Below are 23,677 nucleotides of genomic sequence, written 5' to 3' on the forward strand. Positions count from 1 at the left end.
TTGGCTTTCTACGCCTGCCTTAACCCCATCGGGCCACCCCACAGGCTCGCCCGAGATCGAGACGGATGCAGATTATGCACAGGCTAAAGCACGGCCTACTTCAGGCCGCCGGTTGGCTGTTTTACCTAAGTTTACTGATGGGCATCGCCATGGCGCTGCCTACGTCCACGTTCGACTCCGAGTCGAAGGACTTCATCTTCCTGATCGGTATCGTCGGTATCTGGCGCTACTCGATGGGTGCCACGCACTTTCTGCGCGGCATGCTGTTTCTGTACGTGGTCTACCCGCACCTGCGGCGCAAAGTGCGCAAGCTGGGCAAAGCGGCAGACCCGTCCCATGTATTTCTGATGGTCACCAGCTTCCGTATCGACGCGCTGACCACCGCTCAGGTCTACAGCTCGGTAATCCGCGAGGCCATCGACTGCGAACTGCCGACCACCGTGGTCTGCTCCATCGTCGAAATGTCCGATGAGCTGCTGGTCAAGAGCCTCTGGAAACGCATGAACCCACCGCCACGGGTCAAGCTCGACTTCGTGCGCATTCCCGGCACCGGCAAACGCGATGGCCTGGCCTACGGTTTCCGCGCCATCTCGCGCCACCTGCCGGACGACCGCGCCGTGGTTGCCGTGATCGATGGCGACACCGTATTGGCCGAAGGCGTTGTGCTCAAGACCGTGCCGTGGTTCCAGCTGTTCGGCAATGTCGGCGGCCTGACCACCAACGAGTTCTGCGAAGTACGCGGCGGCTACATCATGAGCGAATGGCACAAACTGCGATTCGCCCAGCGCCACATCAACATGTGCTCCATGGCCCTGTCCAAGCGCGTGCTGACCATGACCGGCCGGATGTCGGTATTCCGCGCCACCGTGGTCACCAACCCGGACTTCATCGCCGATGTGGAAAGCGACTCGCTGCAACACTGGCGCCTGGGCCGCTTCAAGTTCCTGACCGGTGACGACAAGTCGAGCTGGTTCAGCTTGATGCGTCTGGGCTACGACACGTTTTACGTGCCGGATGCCGCGATCCATACCGTGGAACACCCGCCGGAAAAGAGCTTCATCAAGGCCAGTCGCAAACTGATGTTCCGCTGGTACGGCAACAACCTGCGGCAGAACTCCCGCGCCCTGGGCCTGGGGATGAAACGTCTCGGCCTGTTCACGTCGGTGGTGCTGTTCGATCAGCGTGTATCGATGTGGACGTCCTTGCTGGGCCTGACCGTGGCACTCCTCGCCACCTTCAAGTACGGCAGCGCGTTCATCCTGGTTTACCTGCTGTGGATCGGCATCACCCGCCTGATCCTGACCGTGCTGCTGTCCTGCTCCGGTCACCGGATCGGCCCGGCTTACCCGGCGATTCTCTATTACAACCAGATCGTCGGCGCGCTGGTGAAGATCTACGTGTTCTTCCGCCTCGATCAACAGTCCTGGACTCGCCAGCCCACTTCTCTGACCCGTGATCTCGCCAGCTTTCAACGTTGGTTCAACACTTGGTCGTCTCGGACCATGACCTTCTCCGCCGGCAGCATTTTTGTCGCCGTGCTGCTGCTGATGGTCTGACCGAACTCGCCTGAATTAACTAGGAAATCGCCCATATGAATACCGCCGTCAATTCCAACGTAGTGCACGAATCCGAAGCCCAGCGCCAACACGCTCGCGTGAAAATCCCGGCCAAGCTGCGTTTCTTCGGTCCAGACCGGACTCCGGTTGAAGCCCGGCTCATCGACCTTTCCGCTGGCGGCCTGGCGTTCAACGCCGGTCAGCTGCCGTTGAAGGTCGGCGATGTGCATAAGGCCCGCCTGCAATTCGTGATCGATAACCTCGGCCTGGCCATGGACGTGGAATTGCAAATCCGCTCCGTGGATCGCCAGACCGGTCGCATCGGTTGCCAGTTCCAGAACCTGGAACCCCGTGACATTTCCACCCTACGCCACCTGATCACCTCGCACCTGGCCGGCGACATCGTCAGTGTGGGTGAAATGCTGGCGACCCTGCAGCGCGACAACTTCACCAAGGCGCGCAAGGTCAAGGATGGCGGCCACGGCATGACCCCGCTGGGCCGTCTGAAAGCGGTGACTTTCAGCGCCGGTATCTTCGTGGTCGGCCTGGTGGCGTTCGGTTTCATCTTCAAATCGGTGTACGGCATGTACTTCGTCAGCCACGCCCAGGCCGGACTGGTCAGCGTGCAGGGGATGAACATCACCATGCCGCGCGACGGCACCGTGCAGAGCCTGATCAAGGCTGACGGCGTTGCCGCCAAAGGCGCCCCACTGGCGACCTTCAGCACCAGCATGCTCGATGTACTCAAGGGCCATCTGGACGAAGGTCAACTGCAACCATCCAAGGTTGAAGAACTGTTCGGCAAGCAAATGACCGGCACCCTGACGTCGCCGTGCGATTGCACCGTGTCTCAGCAACTGGTGGCTAACGGTCAGTACGCCAGCAAAGGCGACGTGATCTTCCAACTGGTGCCGCGTAACACCGAAGCCAACGTTGAAGCGCGTTTCTCCTATCGCCAGTTCGGCGACGTGCGTCCTGGCACCACCGTCAGCTTCCAGATCGCCGGCGAAGACCAAACCCGTACCGGCAAGATCGTCAGCAGCACCAGCCTGAAAAGCGCCGACCTGTCATCCGACATCCGCGTGCAGATCAAACCTGACGAGCCGCTGGACAGCGCCTTCGCCGGTCGCCCGGTGGAAGTGAACAGCACCCGTGGCCCGAACCTGAGCTGGCTGATCAACAAAGCCATGGCCGCCGGTCTTTAAACAGAGGACATGCCCGTGACCATCACAAAAATCCTGAACACACCGCACACCTTGTGGGAGCGGGCTTGCTCGCGAAGGGATCAGCACGGTCTGCCTGATGCACCGCAGCGCCTGCTTCGCGAGCAAGCCCGCTCCCACAAGGGTGCACTCTGTGCATTGGCGTTAGCGGTGAGCCTTAGCGGCTGCGCCGGCCTGCCCGACCAGCGTCTGGCCAATGAAGCCCTCAAGCGCGGCGACACCGCGCTGGCGGCGCAGAACTACCAGCAGCTGGCAGACCTGGGTTACAGCGAAGCTCAGGTTGGCCTGGCCGATCTGCAAGTCGACAGCCGTGACCCGGCGCAAATCAAAAAGGCCGAGGCGACTTACCGTGCCGCGGCCAGCGTCTCGCCGCGGGCTCAGGCTCGCCTGGGTCGTCTGCTGGTGGCCAAACCCGGTGCCACCGAAGCCGAACATCACGAAGCCGAAGCGCTGTTGAAGAAAGCCTCGGCCAATGGCGAAGGCAACACCCTGATCCCGCTGGCGATGCTGTACCTGCAATACCCGCACAGTTTCCCGAACGTCAACGCGCAGCAGCAGATCAGCCAATGGCGCACCGAAGGCAAACCGGAAGCCGGTCTGGCGCAAGTGCTGCTCTATCGCACTCAGGGCACTTACGACCAACACCTGGATGACGTGGAAAAGATCTGCAAAGCCGCGTTGAACACCACCGACATCTGCTACGTCGAACTGGCCACGGTCTATCAGAAACGCGGCCAGCCAGAGCAACAGGCAGAACTGATCAAGCAGATGCAGGCGGGTCAAAGCCGTGGCGTCGTCACTGCGCAACGTGTGGACAGCGTGGCTCGCGTACTGGGCGATGCAAGCCTGGGCAAGACCGACGAGAAAACCGCTCAGTCGCTGCTCGAAGGCATCGCACCTGGCTACCCGGCATCCTGGGTCAGCCTGGCGCAATTGCTCTACGACTTCCCGGAACTGGGCGACGTCGACACCATGATGAAGTACCTGGACAACGGCCGCGCCGCTGATCAGCCCCGCGCCGAACTGTTGCTGGGCAAGCTCTACTTCGAAGGCAAAATGGTGCCGGCCGACGCCAAGGTCGCCGAAGAGCACTTCAAGAAAGCCGTCGGCCGGGAAGTCGCCGCCGATTACTACCTCGGCCAGATTTACCGTCGTGGTTATCTGGGCAAGGTCTATCCGCAAAAAGCCCTGGATCACTTGCTGACCGCTGCGCGTAACGGCCAGAACAGCGCCGATTTCGCCATTGCCCAACTGTTCTCCCAAGGCAAGGGCACCCGACCCGACCCGGTCAACGCTTATGTCTTCAGCCAATTGGCGAAGGCTCAAAACACCCCACAAGCCAATGAGCTTGCGCAAACCATCGAAGCGCAACTGCCGCCTGACCGGCTGGCCGAGGCCCAACGCCTGCTGAAACAAGAGCAGGCCATTCGTAGTGCCGTGAGTCCGGACACGCTGGAACTGCACGCCCTGCAAGAAGAAGACGGCGAGGAATCCCTATGAAGCTTAATCCATTCGTGAAGGCCGGTATTGGCCTTACATTCGCCCTGTTGTGGTCGTGCCCGACCCTGGCGGCCCTGACCGAAGACAAGAACTTCGGCCTCGAAGTCAAAGTTACCGGCCAGTCCGAAGACGACCGTGACCTGGGCACTGCCAGTGGCGGCGACGTTAACGGCGTTGGCCTCGACCTGCGTCCATGGGTATACGGCGAAAGCGGCGCGTGGAGCGCCTACGCCATGGGCCAGGCCGTGACGTCCACCGACATCATCGAAACGGACACCCTGCAACAGTCCGACAGCGACGGTACCCAGACCACCGACAACGGTGATCGCAAAACCAAGAAGAACTACCTGGCGATGCGCGAGTTCTGGGTCGGCTACAGCGGCCTCACGCCCTACCCTGGCGAGATCCTCAAGCTCGGTCGCCAACGCCTGCGCAACGACGACGGCCAATGGCGCGACACCAACATCGAAGCCCTGAACTGGACCTTCGACACCACCCTGTTGCGCGCCAACGTCGGTATCGCCGAACGCTTCAGCGAATACCGCACCGACTTGAAAGAGCTGGCACCCAAGGACGAAGATCGCCTGCACGTTTTCGGCGACGTTGCCACTCAATGGTCGCCGGGTAACTGGGTCGGCATTCGCGGTCATCACACTCACGATGACGGCAAGCTCGACTACCCGGAGCCGGGCGTTGCCGGCGATTCGCTGGATAAAAAACAGAATGGCGACATCAGCTGGCTCGGCCTTACCGCCGATAGCGATGCCTACAACTGGCGCAACACCAACACCGTTAATTACTGGGGCAGCATCACCGGCATGAGCGGCGACACCGACACGGTCAACCCGCTGAACGCCGATGGCACGCGCCCGACCGAAGCCAAACGTGGTGAAGACCTCAATGGCTGGGCCACCGATATCGGCCTGCGTCTGCGCCTCGATCCGCAGTGGCAAGTCGGTGCGGCCTATGCCCGTGCCAGCGCCGAGTACGAACAGACCGGTCTGGAAAGCAATCGCTCGAACTACACCGGTACACGCTCGCGGGTTCACCGTTTCGGCGAAGCCTTCCGTGGCGAAATGAACAATATGCAGACCGCTACCCTGTTCGGCTCGTGGATGCTCAACGACGAATACGACGCCAGTCTGATCTACCACAAGTTCTGGCGCGTGGACGGCAACAAGCCGGTGGGCAGCAATGGCATCAACGCCGTCGAAAACAACACCGACGACGTGACCGGCGCAATCCTCTCCAGCACCTCTCTGCCGCTGGAAGATGGCAACAAAGACCTCGGTCAGGAAATGGACCTGGTGGTCACCAAGTACTTCAAGCAAGGCCTGCTGCCAGCAGCGTTGAGCCAGTCGATCGATGAGCCTTCGGCACTGGTACGGTTCCGTGGTGGTGTGTTCAAGCCCGGCGATGCGTATGGCAAAGAAGTCGACTCGTACATGCACCGCGCGTTTGTCGACGTGGTCTGGCGCTTCTGATGCAAACCGCGAAGGGAGTGCCCGACATGAACAGTGCCAAGAAAGGCTCGATCAGCCTGCTGGCCGGCGCGCTGCTGCTCGCCAGCGCAGCCGCCTTCGCCACCGTCGAACCGGCCAAGCCTGTGCAACAGGGCAAATCGGCGACCATAGCTAAAGGGCTGCAACAGGCCAAGACCTACACCGTCAGCAGCGCGCCAACCGCGCCGCTGGACTTGGCCAAGCCGAAACTGCCGGACACCTCTGGCTACACCGCCGAAGCCATCGCCGCGAAAATCGTGCGCACCAAACCCGGCAAAATCAGCGTGCGTCGGATGATGCAGGAAGACGCCCTGAAGGACTTCATCGGCGGTGACAACAAGATGGCCGAATGGGTGGTGCGTCAGCATGGCATCCCCCAGGCGATCTTCGTTGACGACGGCTACATGAACCTCAAGGACCTGGCGAAGAAGCTGCCCAAGCAGTACTTCAGCGAAACCTCGCCGGGGGTGTTCCTGGCGAAGTTGCCGATCGTGGTGGGTAACAAGGGCATTCTGGAAATCGACAAGCAGACCCAGGAATTGCGCCTGTCCCAAGAGGCCGGTTCGTTCCTGGTCAACGACGGCCAGCTGTTCGTGCGTGACAGCAAAATCACTGGCTGGAGCGAGAAGGCAAACGGCCCGGCGACCTTCAAGTCGCCCAAGGAGTTCCGTCCGTTCCTGCTGTCCTGGGGTGGCACCGAGACCTACATTGCCAACAGCAAGATCGCCAGTTTCGGTTACGCCAACAGTAAGTCCTACGGCGTGAGTATTTCCCAATACACGCCGAACATGGCCAAGGTGCTCAAGCGCCCTGAACCGACCGGCTGGATCGTCGGCTCCGAGTTCTCGGACATGTGGTACGGCTTCTACTGCTACGAAACCCGCGACTTCGTGGTCAAGGGCAACACCTACAAAGACAACATCGTCTACGGCATCGACCCCCATGACCGTTCCCACGGTCTGATCATCGCCGACAACACGGTGTTCGGGACCAAGAAGAAGCACGGGATCATTATTTCCCGTGAGGTCAACGACAGCTTCATCTTCAACAACCGCAGCTACGACAACAAGTTGTCGGGTCTGGTGATCGACCGTAACAGTGTGAACAACCTGATCGCCTACAACGAGATCTACAAGAACCACACCGACGGCATCACCCTCTACGAGAGTGCCGACAACCTGTTGTGGGGCAACAAGGTGATCAGCAACAAGCGCCACGGCATCCGTATTCGTAACAGCGTGAACATTCGCCTGTATGAAAACGTCTCGATGGCCAACGGCCTGACCGGTGTCTACGGGCACATCAAAGACCTGAGCGACACCGACCGGGACATCAAGCTCGACCCGTTCGACGCCCAGGTGTCCCTGATTGTGGTCGGTGGTGAGCTGGCCGCCAATGGCAGCGGACCACTGTCGATCGACTCGCCGCTGAGCGTGGAGCTGTATCGCGTGTCGATGCTCGCGCCGACCAAATCCAGCGGCATCAGCTTCTCGGGGATCCTCGGCGAACGCCAGGATGAAATTCTCGACCTGCTGGTGCGCCAGCAGAAAGCCGTGCTGATCGACCCAGTCGAACGCCAGACCAAAATGCAGGACTGAGGATAATTTTATGCACCCACACTTGATCAAATTACTCAGCCTGTCGGCCCTGACCGCTGGCATTCTTGCGGCGAGCACTGGCGTACGTGCCGAAGACGCCAAAGCCCCCAGCTTCAAGGCCGATGATTGCTGCAACCTCTGCCCTGAAGCCCACGACCCGAAGAACTACACCACCCGCTATCAGCAGAACTTCACCACACTGGTGCAGGCGCAGGGCGATTGGCTGTTCCGTACGCAAGAAGACTTGCGCACCGAATTCGACACCACACCCGCTGGCTACAAACGCATGAAACAACTGCACGATGCGTTCAAGAGCAAAGGCGTGGAACTGGTCATCGTTTACCAGCCGACCCGTGGCCTGGTGAACCGCAACAAGCTGAACCCGGCAGAGAAAGCGAGCTACGATTTCGACAAGGCGCTGAGGAATTACAAAACCATGCTCGGGCGTTTCGCGCAGATGGGTTACGTAGTTCCGGACCTGTCGCCGCTGACCAACGAATCGCTGCCCGACACCCTGCCAGCTCACGATTTCTACTTCCGCGGCGACCAACACTGGACGCCGTATGGCGCCCAGCGCACAGCGAAAATCGTTGCCGAGAAGGTCAAGCAATTGCCGGCCTTCGCCGACGTTCCCAAGCGTGAATTCGAGACCCATAAGTCGGGTCGCATGGGCAAGACCGGAACGTTACACAACATGGCTGGTCAACTCTGTGGCACTAGCTACGCGATCCAGTACATGGATCAGTTCACCACCGAGCCAAAAGGCGAAGCGGGCGATGGCGACCTGTTCAGCGATTCCGGCAATCCGGAAATCACCCTGGTCGGTACCAGCCACAGTGGCAAGAACTACAACTTCGCCGGTTTCCTCGAAGAGGCCATCGGCGCCGACATCCTCAACGTGGCGTTCCCCGGCGGTGGCCTGGAAGGTTCGATGCTGCAGTACCTGGGCAGTGAAGAGTTCCAGACCAAACCGCCGAAAATCCTCATCTGGGAATTCTCGCCGCTTTATCGCCTCGATCAGGAAACCATCTATCGCCAGATGATGGCGCTGCTGGACAACGGTTGCGAAGGCAAAGATGCGCAGATGAGTGCCAGTGCCACGCTGAAGCCGGGCAAAAACGAATTGATGGTCAACAGCAAGAACCTGGACCTGCGCAACAGCAGCCACCAGGTCGATATCCGCTTCGCCGACACCTCGGTGAAAACCTTGCAAGCCACCCTCTGGTACATGAACGGGCGCCACGAGGACATCAAGATCGACAAACCGGAAACATCCGAAACCGACGGGCGTTTCGCCTTCGAGTTGCGCACGGACGAAGACTGGGCCTCGCAGAATCTGCTGGCCGTCGAAGTCCAGGGACCTGAAAAACCAGGTACCACGCCTCAGAAAGTCGAAGCGAAAATCTGCAAACGCAACGTGTTCTCCGGCGCCGAGCAGCGTACCGCTCAAGCCGGGCAATGAGGCTACCTCTTATGAACTGCATGCAAACCCGAACGCTGAAAAAGTTACTCGCGCCCTCCCTGCTGACGCTGGCGATGTTCGCCGGCGCCACCCAGGCTGCCGCGCCACTTCGCCCGCCCCAGGGTTACTTTGCGCCCATTGAAAAAGTCAAAACCGGCGACAAGAGTGAAGGCTGCGACGCGATGCCGACGCCCTACACCGGTGCCTTGCAATTTCGCAGTAAATACGAAGGTTCCGACAAGGCCCGTTCGACCCTGAACGAGGCATCGGAAAAAGCCTTCCGCGACACCACCGCCGACATCACCAAGATCGAGCGCGCCACCAGCAAGCGGGTGATGCAGTTCATGCGTGACGGTCGTCCGGAACAACTGGAATGCACGCTCAACTGGTTGACTGCCTGGGCCAAGGCCGACGCGTTGATGTCCAAGGACTTCAACCATACCGGCAAGTCCATGCGCAAATGGGCCTTGGGCAGCATGGCTTCGTCCTATGTCCGCCTGAAGTTCTCTGACTCGCACCCACTGGCTACCCACCAGGAAGAAGCGCAAGTGATTGAAGCCTGGTTCAGCAAAATGGCTGATCAGGTGGTCAGCGACTGGGACAACCTGCCGCTCGAGCAAACCAACAACCACTCGTACTGGGCCGCCTGGTCGGTGATGGCCACGTCGGTCGCCACCAACCGCCGCGATCTGTTCGATTGGGCCGTCAAGGAATACAAGGTCGGCGTCAATCAGGTCGACGCCCAAGGCTTCCTGCCCAACGAGCTCAAGCGCCAGCAACGCGCCCTCGCCTATCACAACTATGCCCTGCCGCCACTGGCGATGATCGCCAGTTTCGCTCAGGTCAACGGTGTCGATTTGCGCCAGGAAAACAACGGCGCCTTGAAACGCCTGGGTGATCGCGTGCTTGCAGGCGTGGAAGACCCGGATGAATTCGAGGAGAAGAACGGTAAAGAGCAGGACATGACCGACCTCAAGGTCGATTCGAAATTCGCCTGGCTCGAACCGTTCTGCTCGCTCTACACCTGCACGCCGGATGTGCTGGCACAGAAACACAAAATGCAGCCGTTCAAGACCTTCCGCCTCGGCGGGGATTTGACCAAGGTCTACGACCCAGCCAGCGAGAAAGGCAAAAAAGGTTCTTAGGACACACGCAAACCCTGTAGGAGCGAGGCTCGCCCGCGAAGAACGATGACACGGTTCATCAGTTCCACCGCATAACGGCCTTCGCGGGCAAGCCTCGCTCCTACAGGGATCGCGGCGGTTTGAAATGTAATGCAACCACCCAGGATTTTGATGGGGGGTTTGGGGGGGCCTTGGCCCTTGACTGTTGGTTAAACATGGAGAGATCGGGATGGTATTTTCATCCAACGTGTTCCTGTTTCTGTTCTTGCCGATCTTTCTCGGCATGTACTACTTGAGCGGAATACGCTATCGCAACTTGCTGCTGCTGATCGCCAGCTACGTGTTCTACGCCTGGTGGCGTGTGGACTTCCTTGCGCTGTTCGCAGCCGTCACGCTGTGGAACTACTGGATCGGCCTGAAAGTCGGTGCGGCAGGCGTTCGGACCAAACCGGCCCAGCGCTGGCTACTCCTGGGCGTGGGCGTCGACCTGTGCATCCTCGGCTACTTCAAGTACGCCAACTTCGGCGTGGACAGCATCAACGCGATGATGACCTCGGTCGGTCTGTCGCCGTTCATCCTGACTCACGTGTTGTTGCCGATCGGGATCTCGTTCTACATCTTCGAGTCCATCAGCTACATCATCGACGTCTACCGTGGTGATACCCCGGCGACCCGCAACCTGATCGACTTTGCCGCATTCGTGGCGATCTTCCCGCACTTGATCGCCGGTCCCGTGTTGCGTTTCCGTGATCTGGCCGACCAGTTCAACAACCGCACCCACACCCTCGACAAGTTCTCCGAAGGTGCCACGCGGTTCATGCAGGGCTTCATCAAGAAGGTCTTCATCGCCGACACCCTGGCGGTGGTGGCCGACCATTGCTTCGCCTTGCAGAACCCGACCACGGGCGACGCCTGGCTCGGCGCCCTGGCCTACACCGCGCAGCTGTACTTCGACTTCTCCGGCTACAGCGACATGGCCATCGGTCTGGGCTTGATGATGGGTTTCCGTTTCATGGAAAACTTCAAACAGCCGTACATCAGCCAGTCGATCACCGAGTTCTGGCGTCGCTGGCACATCAGCCTGTCGACCTGGTTGCGTGACTATCTGTACATCACCCTCGGCGGTAACCGTAAAGGTACGCTGATGACCTATCGCAACCTGTTCCTGACCATGCTGCTCGGTGGTCTGTGGCACGGCGCGAACATCACCTACATCGTCTGGGGTGCCTGGCACGGCATGTGGCTGGCGATCGAAAAGGCCCTCGGCCTGAACACTTCGCCGCGCAGCATCAACCCGATCCGTTGGGCGCTGACCTTCCTGCTTGTTGTCATGGGCTGGGTGATCTTCCGCTCGGAAAACCTGCACGTCGCCGGTCGCATGTACGGTGCGATGTTCAGCTTCGGCGAATGGTCGCTGTCGGAACTCAACCAGGCCAGCCTCACCGGTCTGCAAGTAGCAACCCTGGTGGTGGCCTACGTCACCCTGGCGTTCTTCGGCATCCGTGATTTCTACACCAACCGGCCGCCGGTCAAGACCAAGCCTGCCGTCAACGTCGAGGCCGATGGCCCTGCCGCGGCTACGCCTGGAATGATCAAAGCCGTACCGGGTGACAACCCGGCCAGCATCCACGAACCGGGTTACACCGTCGGCGTTGAAGCGACTGTGCAACCGGCCTACTGGACCGCTGACTGGTCCCGTTACGTGATGCGCGCCCTGGTACTGCTGCTGTTCATCGCCTCGATTCTCAAACTCTCGGCGCAAAGCTTCTCGCCGTTCCTTTACTTCCAGTTCTGAGGGATCTGACTATGACCCGCTCATTACGCATCTTCTACATCGCCCTGTTCCTGGTGACCTTGCTGGTCCTGGGCGTGTGGTCGGTACGCAGCTTCTTCGGCTTCAGTACCAACGCCGATGCGACCGTGCTCAACGGTCGCTGGACCAAAGCCGTCGAGACGCACTACGACGACGAGTTCCCGATCAAGCGCCTGGGCACAAATCTTTGGGCCGCGCTGGATTTCAAACTGTTCAACGAAGGTCGTCCGGGCGTGGTGCTCGGTCGCGATCAGTGGCTCTACAGCGATGAAGAGTTCCACCCGATCGTCAACGAAGAGTTGAACCTGCAGGGCAACTACGCGCTGGTCGAAGGCGTGCGCCAGACCTTGAAAAAACAAGGCGTGCAACTGGTGATGGCGATTGTCCCGGCCAAGACGCGTCTGTACCCGGAACATCTGGGTGAAGAGAAGCCGGCAAGTATCCACGCCAATCTGTACAAGGACTTCCACGCTCGTGTGGCGGCCGACAAGATCCTCGCCCCTGACCTGCTCGGCCCGCTGCAAAAGGCCAAGCAAGACGGTCAGCAAGTGTTCCTGCGCACCGACACCCACTGGACCCCGGAAGGCGCGCAAGTCGCTGCCCAGACTCTGGCCAAAACCATCGCCGACAAGGCTCCGCTCAGCGGCGAACCGCAAAACTTCGTCACCGAACCTGCGGAGAAGGTGACGCACAAGGGTGACCTGCGTTTGTTCCTGCCGCTGGACCCGCTGTTCGAAAACCTGATGCCGGCGCAGGAGCCTTTGCAGAAGCGCAACACCGTGGCGGCCCAGGATCAGCCTGCCGGTGATGACGCCCTGTTTGCCAACACTGAAGTGCCGGTGGCCCTGATTGGCACCAGCTACAGCGCCAACCCGAACTGGAACTTCGTCGGTGCGCTGAAAGAAGCGTTGCACAGCGACGTGGTCAATTACGCCGAAGACGGCCATGGCCCGATTCTGCCGATGCTCAGCTACCTGAAAAGCGATGCCTTCAAGAACAGCCCGCCACAAGTGCTGATCTGGGAGTTCCCTGAACGATATCTGCCTGTGAACAACGAAATCGGTGACGCCGACCCGCAGTGGGTCGCAGAGCTTAAACAAGCCGGCGTAAACCAACAAAACGTAGCTGCAAACACTAAATCCGAGACGCCCGACCGGGCGCAAAACTGAAAGAGAGGTACTTCCATGACTTTCACTACTACTCCTCGCCGTCTCGCCAAGACCTTTGCTCTCGTCGCCGGCATGAGCGTGCTGTCGATGCAGGCCTTCGCCGGTGACGCCGCACTCTACGGCCCGACCGCACCGAAAGGCTCCAGTTTCGTGCGTGTCTACAACGCCGGTAACGCTGAAGTCAGCGCCACTGTTGGCACCACCAACCTGAGCGAAGTCGCGCCGCTGTCCAGCACCGACTTCAGCTTCATGCCGGGCGGCGATTACAGCGCCAAGGTCGGCAGCCAGACCCTGCCGGTGAAATTGGCCGGCGACCACTATTACACCCTGGTCAACAACGCCAGCGGCGCACCACAACTGATCGAAGAGCCGCCGTTCAAGAACAAGCAGAAATCCCTGGTTCGCGTACAGAACCTCAGCGACAAGGCCCTGACCCTGAAAACTGCCGACGGCAAGACCGAAGTGGTCCCGTCTGTGGCAGCCAAGGGCCGTGGCGAGCGTGAAATCAACCCGGTGAAAGTCAGCCTGGCACTGTACGACGGCGCCACCAAAGTCGGCGACGTGAAACCGGTTGCCCTGGAACGAGGCGAAGCCGCGGTGCTGTACGTCACCGGTAGCGGCAGCAGCCTGTCGCCAGTGTGGGTCAAGCGCCCGGTTTCGACGCGCTAACACATTTGCCGGATTGACCCATATCCCTGTGGGAGCGGGTTTGCTCGCGAATACGGTTTCACACTCAACGATGATGTTGGCTGACCCACCGCTTTCGCGAGCAAGCCCGCTCCCACAAGGGACCGAGGTGTCAATTCGGACACGGAACAAGAACAAGAGTGAAACGACAGAACGCAGTAGCTCTAACCAATCGATTTTGAAGGAGTAACAACATGATTCCGGTGATCTTGTCAGGTGGTAGCGGCTCACGTCTTTGGCCGCTTTCGCGTAAGCAATTCCCCAAGCAATTCCTCGCCCTGACCGGCGAACAAACGCTGTTCCAGCAAACCCTGGAGCGCCTGGTGTTCGAAGGCATGGACACCCCGATCGTGGTCTGCAACAAGGAACACCGTTTCATCGTCAACGAGCAGTTGAGCGCCCGCAACCTGGACGTGCAGCGCGTGCTGATGGAACCCTTTGGCCGCAACACTTCGCCGGCCGTGGCCCTGACCGCGATGATGCTGGTCAATGAAGGTCGCGACGAGTTGATGCTGGTGCTGCCGGCCGACCACGTGCTGGAAGACCAGAAAGCCCTGCAACGCGCCCTGGCCCTGGCCACTGTGGCAGCCGAGCGTGGCGAGATGGTGCTGTTCGGCGTGCCGGCGACCAAACCGGAAACCGGTTACGGCTACATCAAGTCCACCAACGATGCGCTGCTGCCGGAAGGCGTCAGCCGTGTCTCGCACTTCGTCGAAAAACCTGACGTGAAACGCGCCACCGAATTCGTTCAGTCCGGTGGTTACTTCTGGAACAGCGGCATGTTCCTGTTCCGCGCCAGCCGTTTCCTCGAAGAACTGAAAAAGCATGATCCGGACATCTACGACACCTGCGTACTGACGCTGGAACGTAGCGCACAGGATGCCGACACCGTCGACATCGACGCTGCCACCTTCGCCTGCTGCCCGGACAATTCCATCGACTACTCGGTGATGGAAAAAACCCAGCGCGCCTGCGTCGTGCCGCTGACCGCAGGCTGGAGCGACGTCGGTTGCTGGTCGTCGCTGTGGGAAGTCAATGAAAAAGACGCCAACGGTAACGTCACCAAAGGCGATGTGGTCATCCAGGACAGCAAGAACTGCATGATCCACGGCAACGGAAAACTGGTGTCGGTGATCGGCCTGGAAAACATCGTGGTCGTCGAAACCAAGGACGCCATGATGATCGCCCACAAGGACAAGGTCCAAGGCGTGAAACAGATGGTCAACACCCTCAACGCGCAGGGCCGCAGCGAAACCCAGACCCACTGCGAAGTCTATCGTCCGTGGGGCTCCTACGACTCGGTCGACATGGGCGGTCGCTTCCAGGTCAAGCGCATCTCGGTCAAGCCGGGCGCATGCCTGTCGCTGCAGATGCACCACCACCGCGCCGAACACTGGATCGTGGTCAGTGGCACTGCTGAAGTGACCTGCGACGAAAACGTGTTCCTGCTGACTGAAAACCAATCGACCTACATCCCGATCGCCTCGGTTCACCGTCTGCGCAACCCAGGCAAGATTCCACTCGAGATCATCGAAGTGCAATCGGGCAGCTACCTGGGTGAAGACGATATCGAGCGGTTTGAAGATATCTACGGTCGCTCCAACCCCATCGAGCGTGGCGTGTCGGTGAAAACCATCGCGCAGTAACGCTCAGTAAGACAAGAAGCCCCCATCCAGCCCGCTGCGTTCCCTATCCGCAGTGGGTTGGGTGGGGGCTTTTTTCTTTATTTGACTAACTTGGCGCCGAACTTTAGGGCGATCTTGGCGGAACGCGGATTTATCGCTTCTGTTATAACTTTTTTAACATCAACATCCTTAGGCTTCGACACTGCTGCCAAAGACTGCACTGTCAAGTAAGTGCCGATACCTCGCATGAGAGGCAATCGTCCCACCGAACCCTCATTGCTCGGCGCCCTCCCTGGCAAATCTTCTGCAACTTGAGTATCAGGATGGACGACGGTCTGAATGATAGTGACTTCCGTCTTGCCCTTTTCAGTAAGCGTACTCAACTCAGTTAGCCCGTAAATCTTTCGCTGCTCAGGTAACTTATTTTTATCCGATCTTTTCAGAACAGCGAAGAATCGTCGTTCAACGGAAGTGTCTGGGTGCATATTCGGCGGATCCAGATAAGTATTAGCCTCTGCCACAAACGTGTCATTCGCGCTTCGTAACATATACCCCGAAACACTTTCGCCAAGGCTACTATTAGACTCTTCGCCCCCTGGCTTTCTTTTTGACGCCGCATTCATACGAGTTTTATAAATATCTCTATATTCCTTCAGATTTTTCTTCACCTCATCACCACTCACCAGGTACTTACTTCCCATTTCCACTTCCACAACCTTAAATTCATTTGACGCCTTGTACTTTCCCGACGCTGTATCGAAAACACTGATCTTGGCCTTCAACTTCGATACTTCCAGCGCCAGCTTCTCCTTTAGTCCAACCTTTACTTCATAGTTTCCTGTCTTGGTGAGCCCATCCTCGTCCCACAGAGTCAATGGATTATTTATGACCATCGCGTAAAAATTCAAACCATCCACGTCACCGGCAGGATCAGGGTTAATCCAGCGCTGTAACCAAGGTACGTAGTACCGAAATCCATAGTAATAAAGCCCCGTCGCATCCCGCTCCTTGCCCGAATAACGAATGGTTTTGTAACTCGCTTCAACGACGCCCGCCCCGGCAAACCAAGCCGTTTCGCCAAAGGGATAGTAGGTTTCCTGACTGATAATTCGCGCGTCATCGGCGAGTTCCAGCGTGCAGGACTTCAGGTGATCAGCCAGGCTGTAGCGGTATTGATCGTTGGCGATACCGGACGGTGGCGCTGTTTCCCAATGCAGCACCCGCACGCTATTGAGTCCCGCCTGGGCGGTGATGACCTGCAATACTTCTCCCGTGCCGTTATCGCTGCGCATCTCAAGCCCCGGCAGATAACGCACTTCAGCCACCACGGTCCGGGCATTGGTCTGCAATGAGCGGATTTTGCGTACCCGCTGCCCACCGCCATCGTAGACATAGGACTCCCGGTCATTGAGCCCGGAGACGCGCTCCACCGGGCTGACCGACTGCAACTGATTACGCAGATCCCAATTCAGGATCCGCCCCTGATCCAGCTCCAGCAAATTGCCCTTGGCGTCGAACGCCGCGGCGATGTCCTCTTCGGTCGGCGGCACGCCGTTGTGCCAGGGCAGACAACGATTGCTGTAGCGCGCCGCTTTCAGTTCGCGCCCCCGACTCTGCGTGCCGACGTGCGTCAGCGTCAGCAGGTTCCCGCCCTCGTCATAGCGGTAGGTCTGGTGATAGTTGCTGACCGCCGCCGGATCGACCCGTCCCACCGACGCCGGCCCTTGCTGGAGAGTGCCCTCCTCCCAGCCGTAGGCTTCGATCAATTGATACAGGCTGTCGTAGATAAAGCGACTGAGGGGATCGATGCGCTGATTGTTGAAGTAACGCACCGACAGTGCCCTGTCCTCGATGCTCAGAACATTGCCCATCCGGTCATAATCGTAGATCAGGTGTTGCAACAGTCCGACACTGGCATCCTGTGCCCGGCACTCCATCAGCAGACCGTCTTCGGGGCGGTAAACGAGGGTCGTCTGTACGTTGTTACCAGCGGTTTCGTGTTCGACCTGCCCCTGCACGCTATACCGAATATCGCGCACCAGCGTTTGCCAGGTGGTCAGCCCATGGAGTTGCAGTCGCGCCTCACGCAACTGCCCATCAAGCGTCAGGTGGAAGACCTGGCGATTCTCCTTGGCATCGGTCTGTTCCAGCACATGATCCTGTGGACCGAAACGCCACGTCGACGACGCACCTTCACCGGGCTCAAGCAGCCGCTCGCGATCGGCTTCCAGCTCCGGCCAGTCGGGGGCAACAGGGTCCAGGGTGAAGTGACGGACTTGCTTCACGCATTGGCCGGTGATCGAAAATGCCTCGAACAGCACCGTCCCGGCGGGATCGTCATGACGGATCAACTGCCCGCATTGATTCTGGTCGCCCTGATCGGGCCCGCCATAGGTCATGCGTTCAACGGACCTTCGTGGCTCAGTTGCGCCCTGCTCGAACACTGCCACAGGACGAAGCAGGTCGTCGTATTCAACCTCACGTCGTGTACCTCGGCTGTCCCATGCCAGCAAAATCTCGGCGCCCAGACCGGGCAGGTTCAGCTGCAATCCAGCATCGACGCTGACGGTACACAGCGCATGGCCGGACAGCGAATGCACGGTCGTTGAATTGGCGGGTGTCAGGGGATCCTCAACCTGCAATGCCCAAAGCCGCGGATCCCACTGTTTTATCGGGTGGCCCGCAGCATCATGGGCCGTGCGATTGATGCGTGCTTCGGCAGGCAGGTTTTCGACGGCACGCCAATAGTCCACCGTACGGATGGTCAAGCCGCGCGGGTCGACGGCGGACAACTTTGGTGTTTTGTGGTGTATTCCCATCGTCAAGACCTGCATGTCTGTATGTCCTCATCTAACTGTTCATGGACATTCCTGGCTACTATCAGAAATGACAGTACCGACCAACGGCCACCGATCTTGCTCCACGAATGTCCATTCCCGCGCCCCTTCGGTAGGATGGTGTTTATGAGTTCAAGGAGCGTTCACACATGTTCATCGGCGTCCTGCTGGTCATCACCTGGCTGATCCTGCTGCTGCGCTACCCGTCCAAGGCCGTGCCGGTGTCCATGGCCGCCGCTGTCGGGTTGGGCCTGGTGGCGGTGTGGGTGTTCTGGCTGGACACCCGCGAGGTCAAGCAACTGGCGCGCCTGGAGCTGCGCATCACCTACGCGCCCGAGCACTGCCCGGCGGATCGCCCCTTGAAGCTGACGATGAACAACGGCAACGACGTGCCGCTGACCGAACTGCGCTGGCGAATCGCCGCTTATGCACCGGGCGATACGGTCAATCTGGCTGACAATCAATACGCCGCACCGCGCTATCGCGGGCCCGGCGAATTGCAGGCCGGCGGCAATTGGGAAGACTGCTTGCCTATGCCGCCCCTGCGCCCCGGTTATCGCCCGCAAACCCTGGAGTTTCGCGCCGAGCGTTTGCAGGGTAGTTTCTCCGACTGATCCCTTTTCTTTTTGCACAAGGACCGCGCCATGCCTGTTGCGTTGATTACCGGTTGTTCCAGCGGCATTGGCCGCGCCCTCGCCGACGCGTTCAAAAGTGCCGGGTACGAAGTCTGGGCCAGCGCCCGCAAAGCCGAAGACGTAGCCGCTCTAACCGCCGCCGGGTTCACCGCCGTGCAACTGGACGTGAACGATGGCCCGGCCCTCGAACAACTGAGCGAGCGGATCAATCAGCAACGCGGCGGCCTTGATGTATTGATCAACAACGCCGGTTACGGCGCCATGGGGCCGCTGCTCGACGGCGGTGTGCCGGCCATGCAGCGGCAATTCGAAACCAATGTGTTTGCCATCGTCGGCGTCACTCGCGCGATGTTCCCGGTGCTGCGCCGGGCCAGGGGCCTGGTGGTGAACATCGGCAGCGTTTCCGGGGTTCTGGTCACGCCGTTTGCCGGCGCCTACTGCGCCTCGAAAGCCGCGGTGCATGCCTTGAGCGATGCGCTGCGCATGGAATTGGCACCGTTCGGCGTGCGAGTCATGGAAGTTCAGCCAGGGGCTATCGCCTCCAGCTTCGCCAAGAACGCCGGCCAAGAGGCTGAGCAACTGATCACCGAGCAATCGCCATGGTGGCCGCTGCGTGAAGGTATTCGCGCACGGGCCAAGGCGTCTCAGGACAAACCGACGCCGGCCAGTGAATTTGCCGCCGGTTTATTGAAGGCCGTGCAGCAGAATAAACCGCCGCGTCTGGTGCGTTTGGGTAATGGCAGCCGGGCGTTGCCGTTGATGGCGGGGTTGTTGCCCAAGGGGTTGCTGGAGTCGGGGTTGATGAAGCGGTTCGGGTTGCGCGGGCAGCTTTGAAACCGGGTTGACGCGTTCGCGGGCAAGCCTCGCTCCTACAGGATGAGCGCCCTCTCAAAATGGGTGCATAACCTGTAGGAGCGAGGCTTGCCCGCGAAGGCGTCGGAACAGACACCACAGAACTTCAGGAAACAGCATGACCGACTACACCGAATACTTTGACGAAGTGATCCAGGCCCACGTAGCCATCGAGCACTGGTTGGCCGAAGAACGGGACGAATCCGAGCTTGAACAATTGCTCATGCGTTTTTCACCACAGTTTTCCATGATCTCGCCGTTGGGCCGGGTGCTGGATTTCGAGGCGTTGAATGAACTGTTTCTGCTGGCGGGCGGGAAGAAGCTCGGGTTCAGGATTGAGCTCAGCGAGTTGCGCGGTGTTGCGCTATACGACGGTGGCGCGGTGGTGAGTTACCGCGAGCAGCAGACCGATGCGACGGGGTTGCATTCTGATCGACGGTCTTCGGTGGTGTTCGAGAAACTGGCCGATGGCAAGGTGGTTTGGCGGCATTTGCATGAGACGTTTTGCAAGGAGTGAACTGTCGAACATCTACCTGAGGGACCGAGTTACCTCATTCGCGAGCAAGCCCGCTCCCACATTTGATCTTCAGTGAACACAAAATATGTGCACAAAGTAGATCAAGTGTGGGAGCGGGCTTGCTCGCGAAGCAGACGACTCGGTCTGTCAGTTACCCCTCGACAGCCTGTTTCACCACAACGGTGCAAGTAATCCCCGCCGCCAACAGCACACCCTCCGGCACTTCATCAATATGAATCCGCACCGGCACCCGCTGCGCCAGGCGCACCCAGTTAAAGGTCGGGTTCACATCGGCGATCAGCTCGCGGCTTTCGGGATTATCCCGGTCATAGATGCCGCGAGAAATGCTTTCCACATGCCCCTTGAGCACTTCGCCGCTCATCAATTGCATGTCGGCTTTATCGCCCACGCGCACATGCGGCAGTTTGGTTTCTTCGAAGAAGCCATAAACCCAGAACGAGTTCATGTCGACCACAGCCATTTTCGCTTCGCCAATGCGCGCGTAGTCGCCGCGATGGACGTTGAGGTTGGTCACATAGCCGTCCACCGCCGCGCGCACTTCGGTGCGTTTGAGGTTCAGTTCGGCGGCTTCCAGCTGTGCCTGGGCGTGCTGGTAATCGGCCAGGGCCGAGTCGGCGATGTTGGTGGCGTCGTCGCGGTTTTCCCTGGAGATCACCAGGTTGTCGAGGTCGGCGCGGCGATGGGCGTTGACCTTGCGCATCTCCCACGTGGCTTTGCGCGAGGCCACCAGCGACTGTGCCTGTTTCACCGCGATGCGGTAATGCTCGGGGTCGATGCGCATCAGCAAATCGCCCTTTTTCACCAACTGGTTGTCGCGCACCGGCACATCCACCACTTCACCGGTAACGTCGGCGGCAACGTTGATGATGTCGGCGCGCACCCGGCCGTCGCGGGTCCAGGGCGTGTTCATGTAATGCACCCACAGGGTCCGGCCGATCCACAGGGCGAGGGCCAACACCAACAGGGTTGCGAGCAGGCTGAAAAGCTTTTTCATCAGGGCCTTCTTCAGTGATAGAAAGTCAACGGTAAACAGTCAGCGCAAGAGCGCCGAACAGACAGGTAAACAGACTCAGGCGCAGCAGCGCCGGGTGCCAGAAAAAGCGGTACAGATCGAACCCGGACAGGAACCGATCCAGCGCCCAGGCCAGCGCCGCCGCGATGAAAAACATCAGGGTCATGGTCGGCATGTACACGCCGTGGAAGGCGATTTCACGAGGCATGTTCAAGTCCTTGGGGCTTGGCGATGGCACTAGCTTTTATGTAGCCGGCCAGTGGCGATTGCGGGTCAAGCAGCGAGGTGCGGATGAAGTGCAGGTAACTCTTCACCCGACGCAACGCCGAGGTATCGAAGTGCGGCGCGAAGGGCTCATCGGTGGCCTGCACGCGGCTTATCGCGTGGTCGACCGCGACCAGCGCACGCTGCAGATTGCTCGGGCCGGGTTGCAGAAACAGTCGCACCAGCGAACGCCCCATCGCCCGGATTGACTGACGCCACGGTTGGGATTCGGCATAGGCCGGGTGTACCGGCAGAATCGCCTGTTCCTTGCGCAACTCGATGATCGCATGGCCGACTTCCAGCACCACGAACATCCAGCGCAATAAGTCCCGTTGCACCTGCGGCTGTCCCGCTGCGAGGCCATAGGCCTGATGTAAAAGATCGCGAGTGCGACTTTCGAAACTCGATGCCAAACCTTTGAGTTTGCCGCTGATGGCGTACACCACCTGCCCGCGCAAATCCTGCTCCAGGCGCCGCCATAACCAGCGACTGTTGGGCGGCAAAATGATCGCCCCGGCCGCCGCGCACACCAACATCCCCATGATCATGGCGATGTAATCGTTGATGAAGGCGTAAGGGTTGTAAACCGTGAGGTTGTCCGGCACCGAACCGGTGCTGAAGAAGATCAGCAACCCCAGGCCAACCCCGGCGTATTGCGGCCGTGAAGTCAGGAACGCCCCGATCACGATCACCGGCGCGAGCATCACGCAGAGCAACGGAAAACCGTCGATCAAGGGGAAGATGAAGAACATCTCGACGAAGCCGATCAGCGCCCCGAGCAACGTCCCGCAGGCCATCTGAAACGCCATCCGTTTGGGGTTCGGTGTCGCCGCTGAAAGGCCGACGGTGGCGGCGGCGATCAGGGTCATGGTCGCCCCGCTCGGCCACGCGGTGGCCACCCAATAACTGCCGAGCACCACGAGAATGAATGCTGCGCGAATGCCCGATGCCGCCGAGGCCAGCCAATTGGTTTGCGGGGTGAAGGGCTCGTCCCAACGTTCCCGTTCGTGGCTGTGATCGGCCAGGGACGCATGGGTCTGTGCATAACTGTGCAGGTCGTCGACATAGCGATAAAGCAGCTCGTAGGCGGTGTGAAAATCCAGCTGCTCGGCGTCGCTCGGATCACTCTCCTGAAAGCTCGCCCGCAGGCTGCGGACCCGCGCCGGCAAGTTTTCCTTATAGGTCGCCAAAGCGCTGGCCAGGCGTGCAGCGTCGGGACTGGTCAAGGCGCGACCGCTGAAGCCGTCGAGCACTTCAGCCAGATCCTGCAAACCCGGTTTGATCGCCGCGACAACATGATCGGTGCCACTGTTGCGCAGGCGTTCGAGCAACTGATGCAGCGCATTGAAGCGCGTGGTTATGCCCATGAACTCGCTGTTCAAGCGACTGAGCCGCCCGTTGCGCCGACGCATGTGCGGGTCTTCGAACACTGTGACGCTGCGCAGTCCTTCCAGACCTACCGCCTCGGCGATAAACCGCACGTTGTTCGCTTCAAATGCCTCGCGCCGGCTGCGACCGCGCAAGCCATCGGTGACGAACAAGGCAAACACGCCGAAGCGCTGATACAAGGCATTGCGCATCGCGGCGCTGGCGGTTTGCGGCAGGATCGCGGCGCTCACCAGCGTCGAGCAGAGAATCCCCAGAGAGATTTCCAGCACACGCCAGACGGCTGCCATGAACGCGCCGTCGGGGTGAGCCAGTGCAGGCAGTCCGATCATCGCCGCCGTATAACCGGCGAGCACAAATCCGTAGGCGCGGAAGTTGCGATAACGCGCCGCGCCGGCCGAGCAGAGGCCGACCCAGATCGCCAGCGAGCCGAGGAACAGCTCGGTGTTCTGCGCAAACAGGGCAATCAACGCGACCATCACCGCCGACCCGGCCAACGTGCCGAGGAAGCGATAGAAACTCTTGGCGAACACCTGACCGCTTTGCGGTTGCATGACGATGAACACAGTGATCATCGCGGTGCGCGGTTGCGGCAATTCAAGACGCATGGCCAGCCACAAGGTCAGGAACGCCGCGAACAGCACCTTGAAAATGTACACCCAGGTCACGCCGTCGCTGCGTGCCCAGTCGAAGAAACCCCGGCGCCATTCAAGGGAATACAGCCAGCGCAAAGGTGCGGGCAAGGGAGTCATGGAATTTTGCTCAATAGTCTTGTGCAGCGAGGACTCGGCCCCTGTGGGAGCGGGCTTGCTCGCGAAGACGGAGTGTCAGTCAATGCGGATTTCGCCTGACACACCGCTTTCGCGAGCAAGCCCGCTCCCACAGGGTTTGTGT

18 protein-coding genes are annotated in these 23,677 nt (G+C 59.6%); 14 read left to right on the top strand and 4 right to left on the bottom strand.

The features are described 5' to 3' along the window. Positions 1-74: 74 nt before the first annotated feature. The 11 genes from alg8 (at position 75) to ACIPLA_RS22485 (ending at position 15,280) form a co-directional block, all read left to right on the top strand. A complete protein-coding gene (gene alg8, locus ACIPLA_RS22435; RefSeq protein WP_401176030.1) occupies positions 75-1,556 on the top strand; it encodes a mannuronan synthase in 1,482 nt (493 codons plus the stop codon). Positions 1,557-1,591: 35 nt separating this feature from the next. After that, positions 1,592-2,761 (top strand): PilZ domain-containing protein, encoded by a 1,170-nt coding sequence (locus tag ACIPLA_RS22440; RefSeq protein ID WP_401176032.1) that lies wholly within the window; start codon positions 1,592-1,594, stop codon positions 2,759-2,761. A 9-nt stretch (positions 2,762-2,770) separates the two neighbouring features. Then, on the top strand, positions 2,771-4,279 hold the full coding sequence (gene algK / locus ACIPLA_RS22445; protein ID WP_401176035.1) for an alginate biosynthesis TPR repeat lipoprotein AlgK: 1,509 nt from the start codon (positions 2,771-2,773) through the stop codon (positions 4,277-4,279). Next, positions 4,276-5,763: an alginate export family protein gene (locus ACIPLA_RS22450; protein ID WP_218398738.1), complete on the top strand. Its 1,488-nt coding sequence runs from the start codon at positions 4,276-4,278 to the stop codon at positions 5,761-5,763. Before algK ends, ACIPLA_RS22450 begins: the two co-directional genes overlap by 4 nt. 26 nt (positions 5,764-5,789) lie before the next feature. Further along, positions 5,790-7,379 carry a mannuronan 5-epimerase AlgG gene (gene algG, locus ACIPLA_RS22455; RefSeq protein WP_401176039.1) on the top strand — a complete coding sequence of 530 codons (1,590 nt, stop codon included), beginning with the start codon at positions 5,790-5,792 and terminating at the stop codon, positions 7,377-7,379. 10 nt (positions 7,380-7,389) lie between these two features. Next, positions 7,390-8,841, top strand: coding sequence for an alginate O-acetyltransferase (locus tag ACIPLA_RS22460; protein WP_008010605.1), 1,452 nt, complete (start codon positions 7,390-7,392; stop codon positions 8,839-8,841). 11 nt (positions 8,842-8,852) lie between these two features. Beyond that, positions 8,853-9,986 carry a mannuronate-specific alginate lyase gene (locus ACIPLA_RS22465; protein WP_192346114.1) on the top strand — a complete coding sequence of 378 codons (1,134 nt, stop codon included), beginning with the start codon at positions 8,853-8,855 and terminating at the stop codon, positions 9,984-9,986. Between the two features lie 208 nt (positions 9,987-10,194). After that, positions 10,195-11,760, top strand: a complete 1,566-nt coding sequence (locus ACIPLA_RS22470; protein ID WP_192346116.1) for an MBOAT family protein — start codon at positions 10,195-10,197, stop codon at positions 11,758-11,760. Positions 11,761-11,771: 11 nt separating this feature from the next. Continuing rightward, complete coding sequence (locus tag ACIPLA_RS22475) at positions 11,772-12,947, top strand: alginate O-acetyltransferase (RefSeq protein ID WP_218398735.1); 1,176 nt, start codon at positions 11,772-11,774, stop codon at positions 12,945-12,947. A gap of 15 nt (positions 12,948-12,962) precedes the next feature. Next, positions 12,963-13,616: an alginate O-acetyltransferase AlgF gene (locus ACIPLA_RS22480; protein ID WP_401176044.1), complete on the top strand. Its 654-nt coding sequence runs from the start codon at positions 12,963-12,965 to the stop codon at positions 13,614-13,616. A 212-nt stretch (positions 13,617-13,828) separates the two neighbouring features. Next, the gene (locus tag ACIPLA_RS22485) at positions 13,829-15,280 is read left to right on the top strand and encodes a mannose-1-phosphate guanylyltransferase/mannose-6-phosphate isomerase (protein WP_192346122.1); all 1,452 of its coding nucleotides are present in this window, start codon (positions 13,829-13,831) and stop codon (positions 15,278-15,280) included. A gap of 77 nt (positions 15,281-15,357) precedes the next feature. Here ACIPLA_RS22485 and ACIPLA_RS22490 read toward each other — a convergent pair whose 3' ends face one another. Next, a complete protein-coding gene (locus ACIPLA_RS22490) occupies positions 15,358-18,093 on the bottom strand; it encodes an RHS repeat domain-containing protein (RefSeq protein ID WP_401176048.1) in 2,736 nt (911 codons plus the stop codon). Positions 18,094-18,245: 152 nt separating this feature from the next. Between ACIPLA_RS22490 and ACIPLA_RS22495 the strand changes: the two genes are divergently transcribed. From ACIPLA_RS22495 to ACIPLA_RS22505, 3 genes are all read left to right on the top strand, one after another. Next, positions 18,246-18,710: a hypothetical protein gene (locus ACIPLA_RS22495; RefSeq protein WP_008070465.1), complete on the top strand. Its 465-nt coding sequence runs from the start codon at positions 18,246-18,248 to the stop codon at positions 18,708-18,710. A gap of 30 nt (positions 18,711-18,740) precedes the next feature. Further along, a complete protein-coding gene (locus tag ACIPLA_RS22500; protein ID WP_123358528.1) occupies positions 18,741-19,565 on the top strand; it encodes an SDR family oxidoreductase in 825 nt (274 codons plus the stop codon). Between the two features lie 136 nt (positions 19,566-19,701). Further along, positions 19,702-20,100: a DUF4440 domain-containing protein gene (locus ACIPLA_RS22505; RefSeq protein WP_218398734.1), complete on the top strand. Its 399-nt coding sequence runs from the start codon at positions 19,702-19,704 to the stop codon at positions 20,098-20,100. Between the two features lie 151 nt (positions 20,101-20,251). Here ACIPLA_RS22505 and ACIPLA_RS22510 read toward each other — a convergent pair whose 3' ends face one another. Genes ACIPLA_RS22510 through ACIPLA_RS22520 form a run of 3 tightly spaced genes read right to left on the bottom strand, consistent with a single transcriptional unit; the run spans position 20,252 to position 23,535 of the window. Then, on the bottom strand, positions 20,252-21,115 hold the full coding sequence (locus ACIPLA_RS22510) for an HlyD family secretion protein (RefSeq protein ID WP_063341503.1): 864 nt from the start codon (positions 21,113-21,115) through the stop codon (positions 20,252-20,254). A 25-nt stretch (positions 21,116-21,140) separates the two neighbouring features. Then, the gene (locus ACIPLA_RS22515; protein WP_007896379.1) at positions 21,141-21,341 is read right to left on the bottom strand and encodes a DUF1656 domain-containing protein; all 201 of its coding nucleotides are present in this window, start codon (positions 21,339-21,341) and stop codon (positions 21,141-21,143) included. Beyond that, positions 21,331-23,535 carry an FUSC family protein gene (locus tag ACIPLA_RS22520; protein WP_218398733.1) on the bottom strand — a complete coding sequence of 735 codons (2,205 nt, stop codon included), beginning with the start codon at positions 23,533-23,535 and terminating at the stop codon, positions 21,331-21,333. Before ACIPLA_RS22520 ends, ACIPLA_RS22515 begins: the two co-directional genes overlap by 11 nt. Positions 23,536-23,677: the final 142 nt, after the last annotated feature.

It is taken from the genome of Pseudomonas sp. NPDC086112, assembly GCF_044746425.1.
Lineage (GTDB): Bacteria > Pseudomonadota > Gammaproteobacteria > Pseudomonadales > Pseudomonadaceae > Aquipseudomonas.

Coding starts and splice junctions, on each gene's coding strand:
- ACIPLA_RS22465 (WP_192346114.1), top strand. CDS start 8,853: ATGAACTGCATGCAAACCCGAACGCTGAAAAAGTTACTCGCGCCCTCC.
- ACIPLA_RS22490 (WP_401176048.1), bottom strand. CDS start 18,093: ATGCAGGTCTTGACGATGGGAATACACCACAAAACACCAAAGTTGTCC.
- ACIPLA_RS22510 (WP_063341503.1), bottom strand. CDS start 21,115: ATGAAAAAGCTTTTCAGCCTGCTCGCAACCCTGTTGGTGTTGGCCCTC.
- algG (WP_401176039.1), top strand. CDS start 5,790: ATGAACAGTGCCAAGAAAGGCTCGATCAGCCTGCTGGCCGGCGCGCTG.
- ACIPLA_RS22495 (WP_008070465.1), top strand. CDS start 18,246: ATGTTCATCGGCGTCCTGCTGGTCATCACCTGGCTGATCCTGCTGCTG.
- ACIPLA_RS22470 (WP_192346116.1), top strand. CDS start 10,195: ATGGTATTTTCATCCAACGTGTTCCTGTTTCTGTTCTTGCCGATCTTT.
- ACIPLA_RS22485 (WP_192346122.1), top strand. CDS start 13,829: ATGATTCCGGTGATCTTGTCAGGTGGTAGCGGCTCACGTCTTTGGCCG.
- ACIPLA_RS22480 (WP_401176044.1), top strand. CDS start 12,963: ATGACTTTCACTACTACTCCTCGCCGTCTCGCCAAGACCTTTGCTCTC.
- alg8 (WP_401176030.1), top strand. CDS start 75: ATGCACAGGCTAAAGCACGGCCTACTTCAGGCCGCCGGTTGGCTGTTT.
- ACIPLA_RS22440 (WP_401176032.1), top strand. CDS start 1,592: ATGAATACCGCCGTCAATTCCAACGTAGTGCACGAATCCGAAGCCCAG.
- ACIPLA_RS22520 (WP_218398733.1), bottom strand. CDS start 23,535: ATGACTCCCTTGCCCGCACCTTTGCGCTGGCTGTATTCCCTTGAATGG.
- algK (WP_401176035.1), top strand. CDS start 2,771: ATGCCCGTGACCATCACAAAAATCCTGAACACACCGCACACCTTGTGG.
- ACIPLA_RS22450 (WP_218398738.1), top strand. CDS start 4,276: ATGAAGCTTAATCCATTCGTGAAGGCCGGTATTGGCCTTACATTCGCC.
- ACIPLA_RS22460 (WP_008010605.1), top strand. CDS start 7,390: ATGCACCCACACTTGATCAAATTACTCAGCCTGTCGGCCCTGACCGCT.
- ACIPLA_RS22505 (WP_218398734.1), top strand. CDS start 19,702: ATGACCGACTACACCGAATACTTTGACGAAGTGATCCAGGCCCACGTA.
- ACIPLA_RS22500 (WP_123358528.1), top strand. CDS start 18,741: ATGCCTGTTGCGTTGATTACCGGTTGTTCCAGCGGCATTGGCCGCGCC.
- ACIPLA_RS22515 (WP_007896379.1), bottom strand. CDS start 21,341: ATGCCTCGTGAAATCGCCTTCCACGGCGTGTACATGCCGACCATGACC.
- ACIPLA_RS22475 (WP_218398735.1), top strand. CDS start 11,772: ATGACCCGCTCATTACGCATCTTCTACATCGCCCTGTTCCTGGTGACC.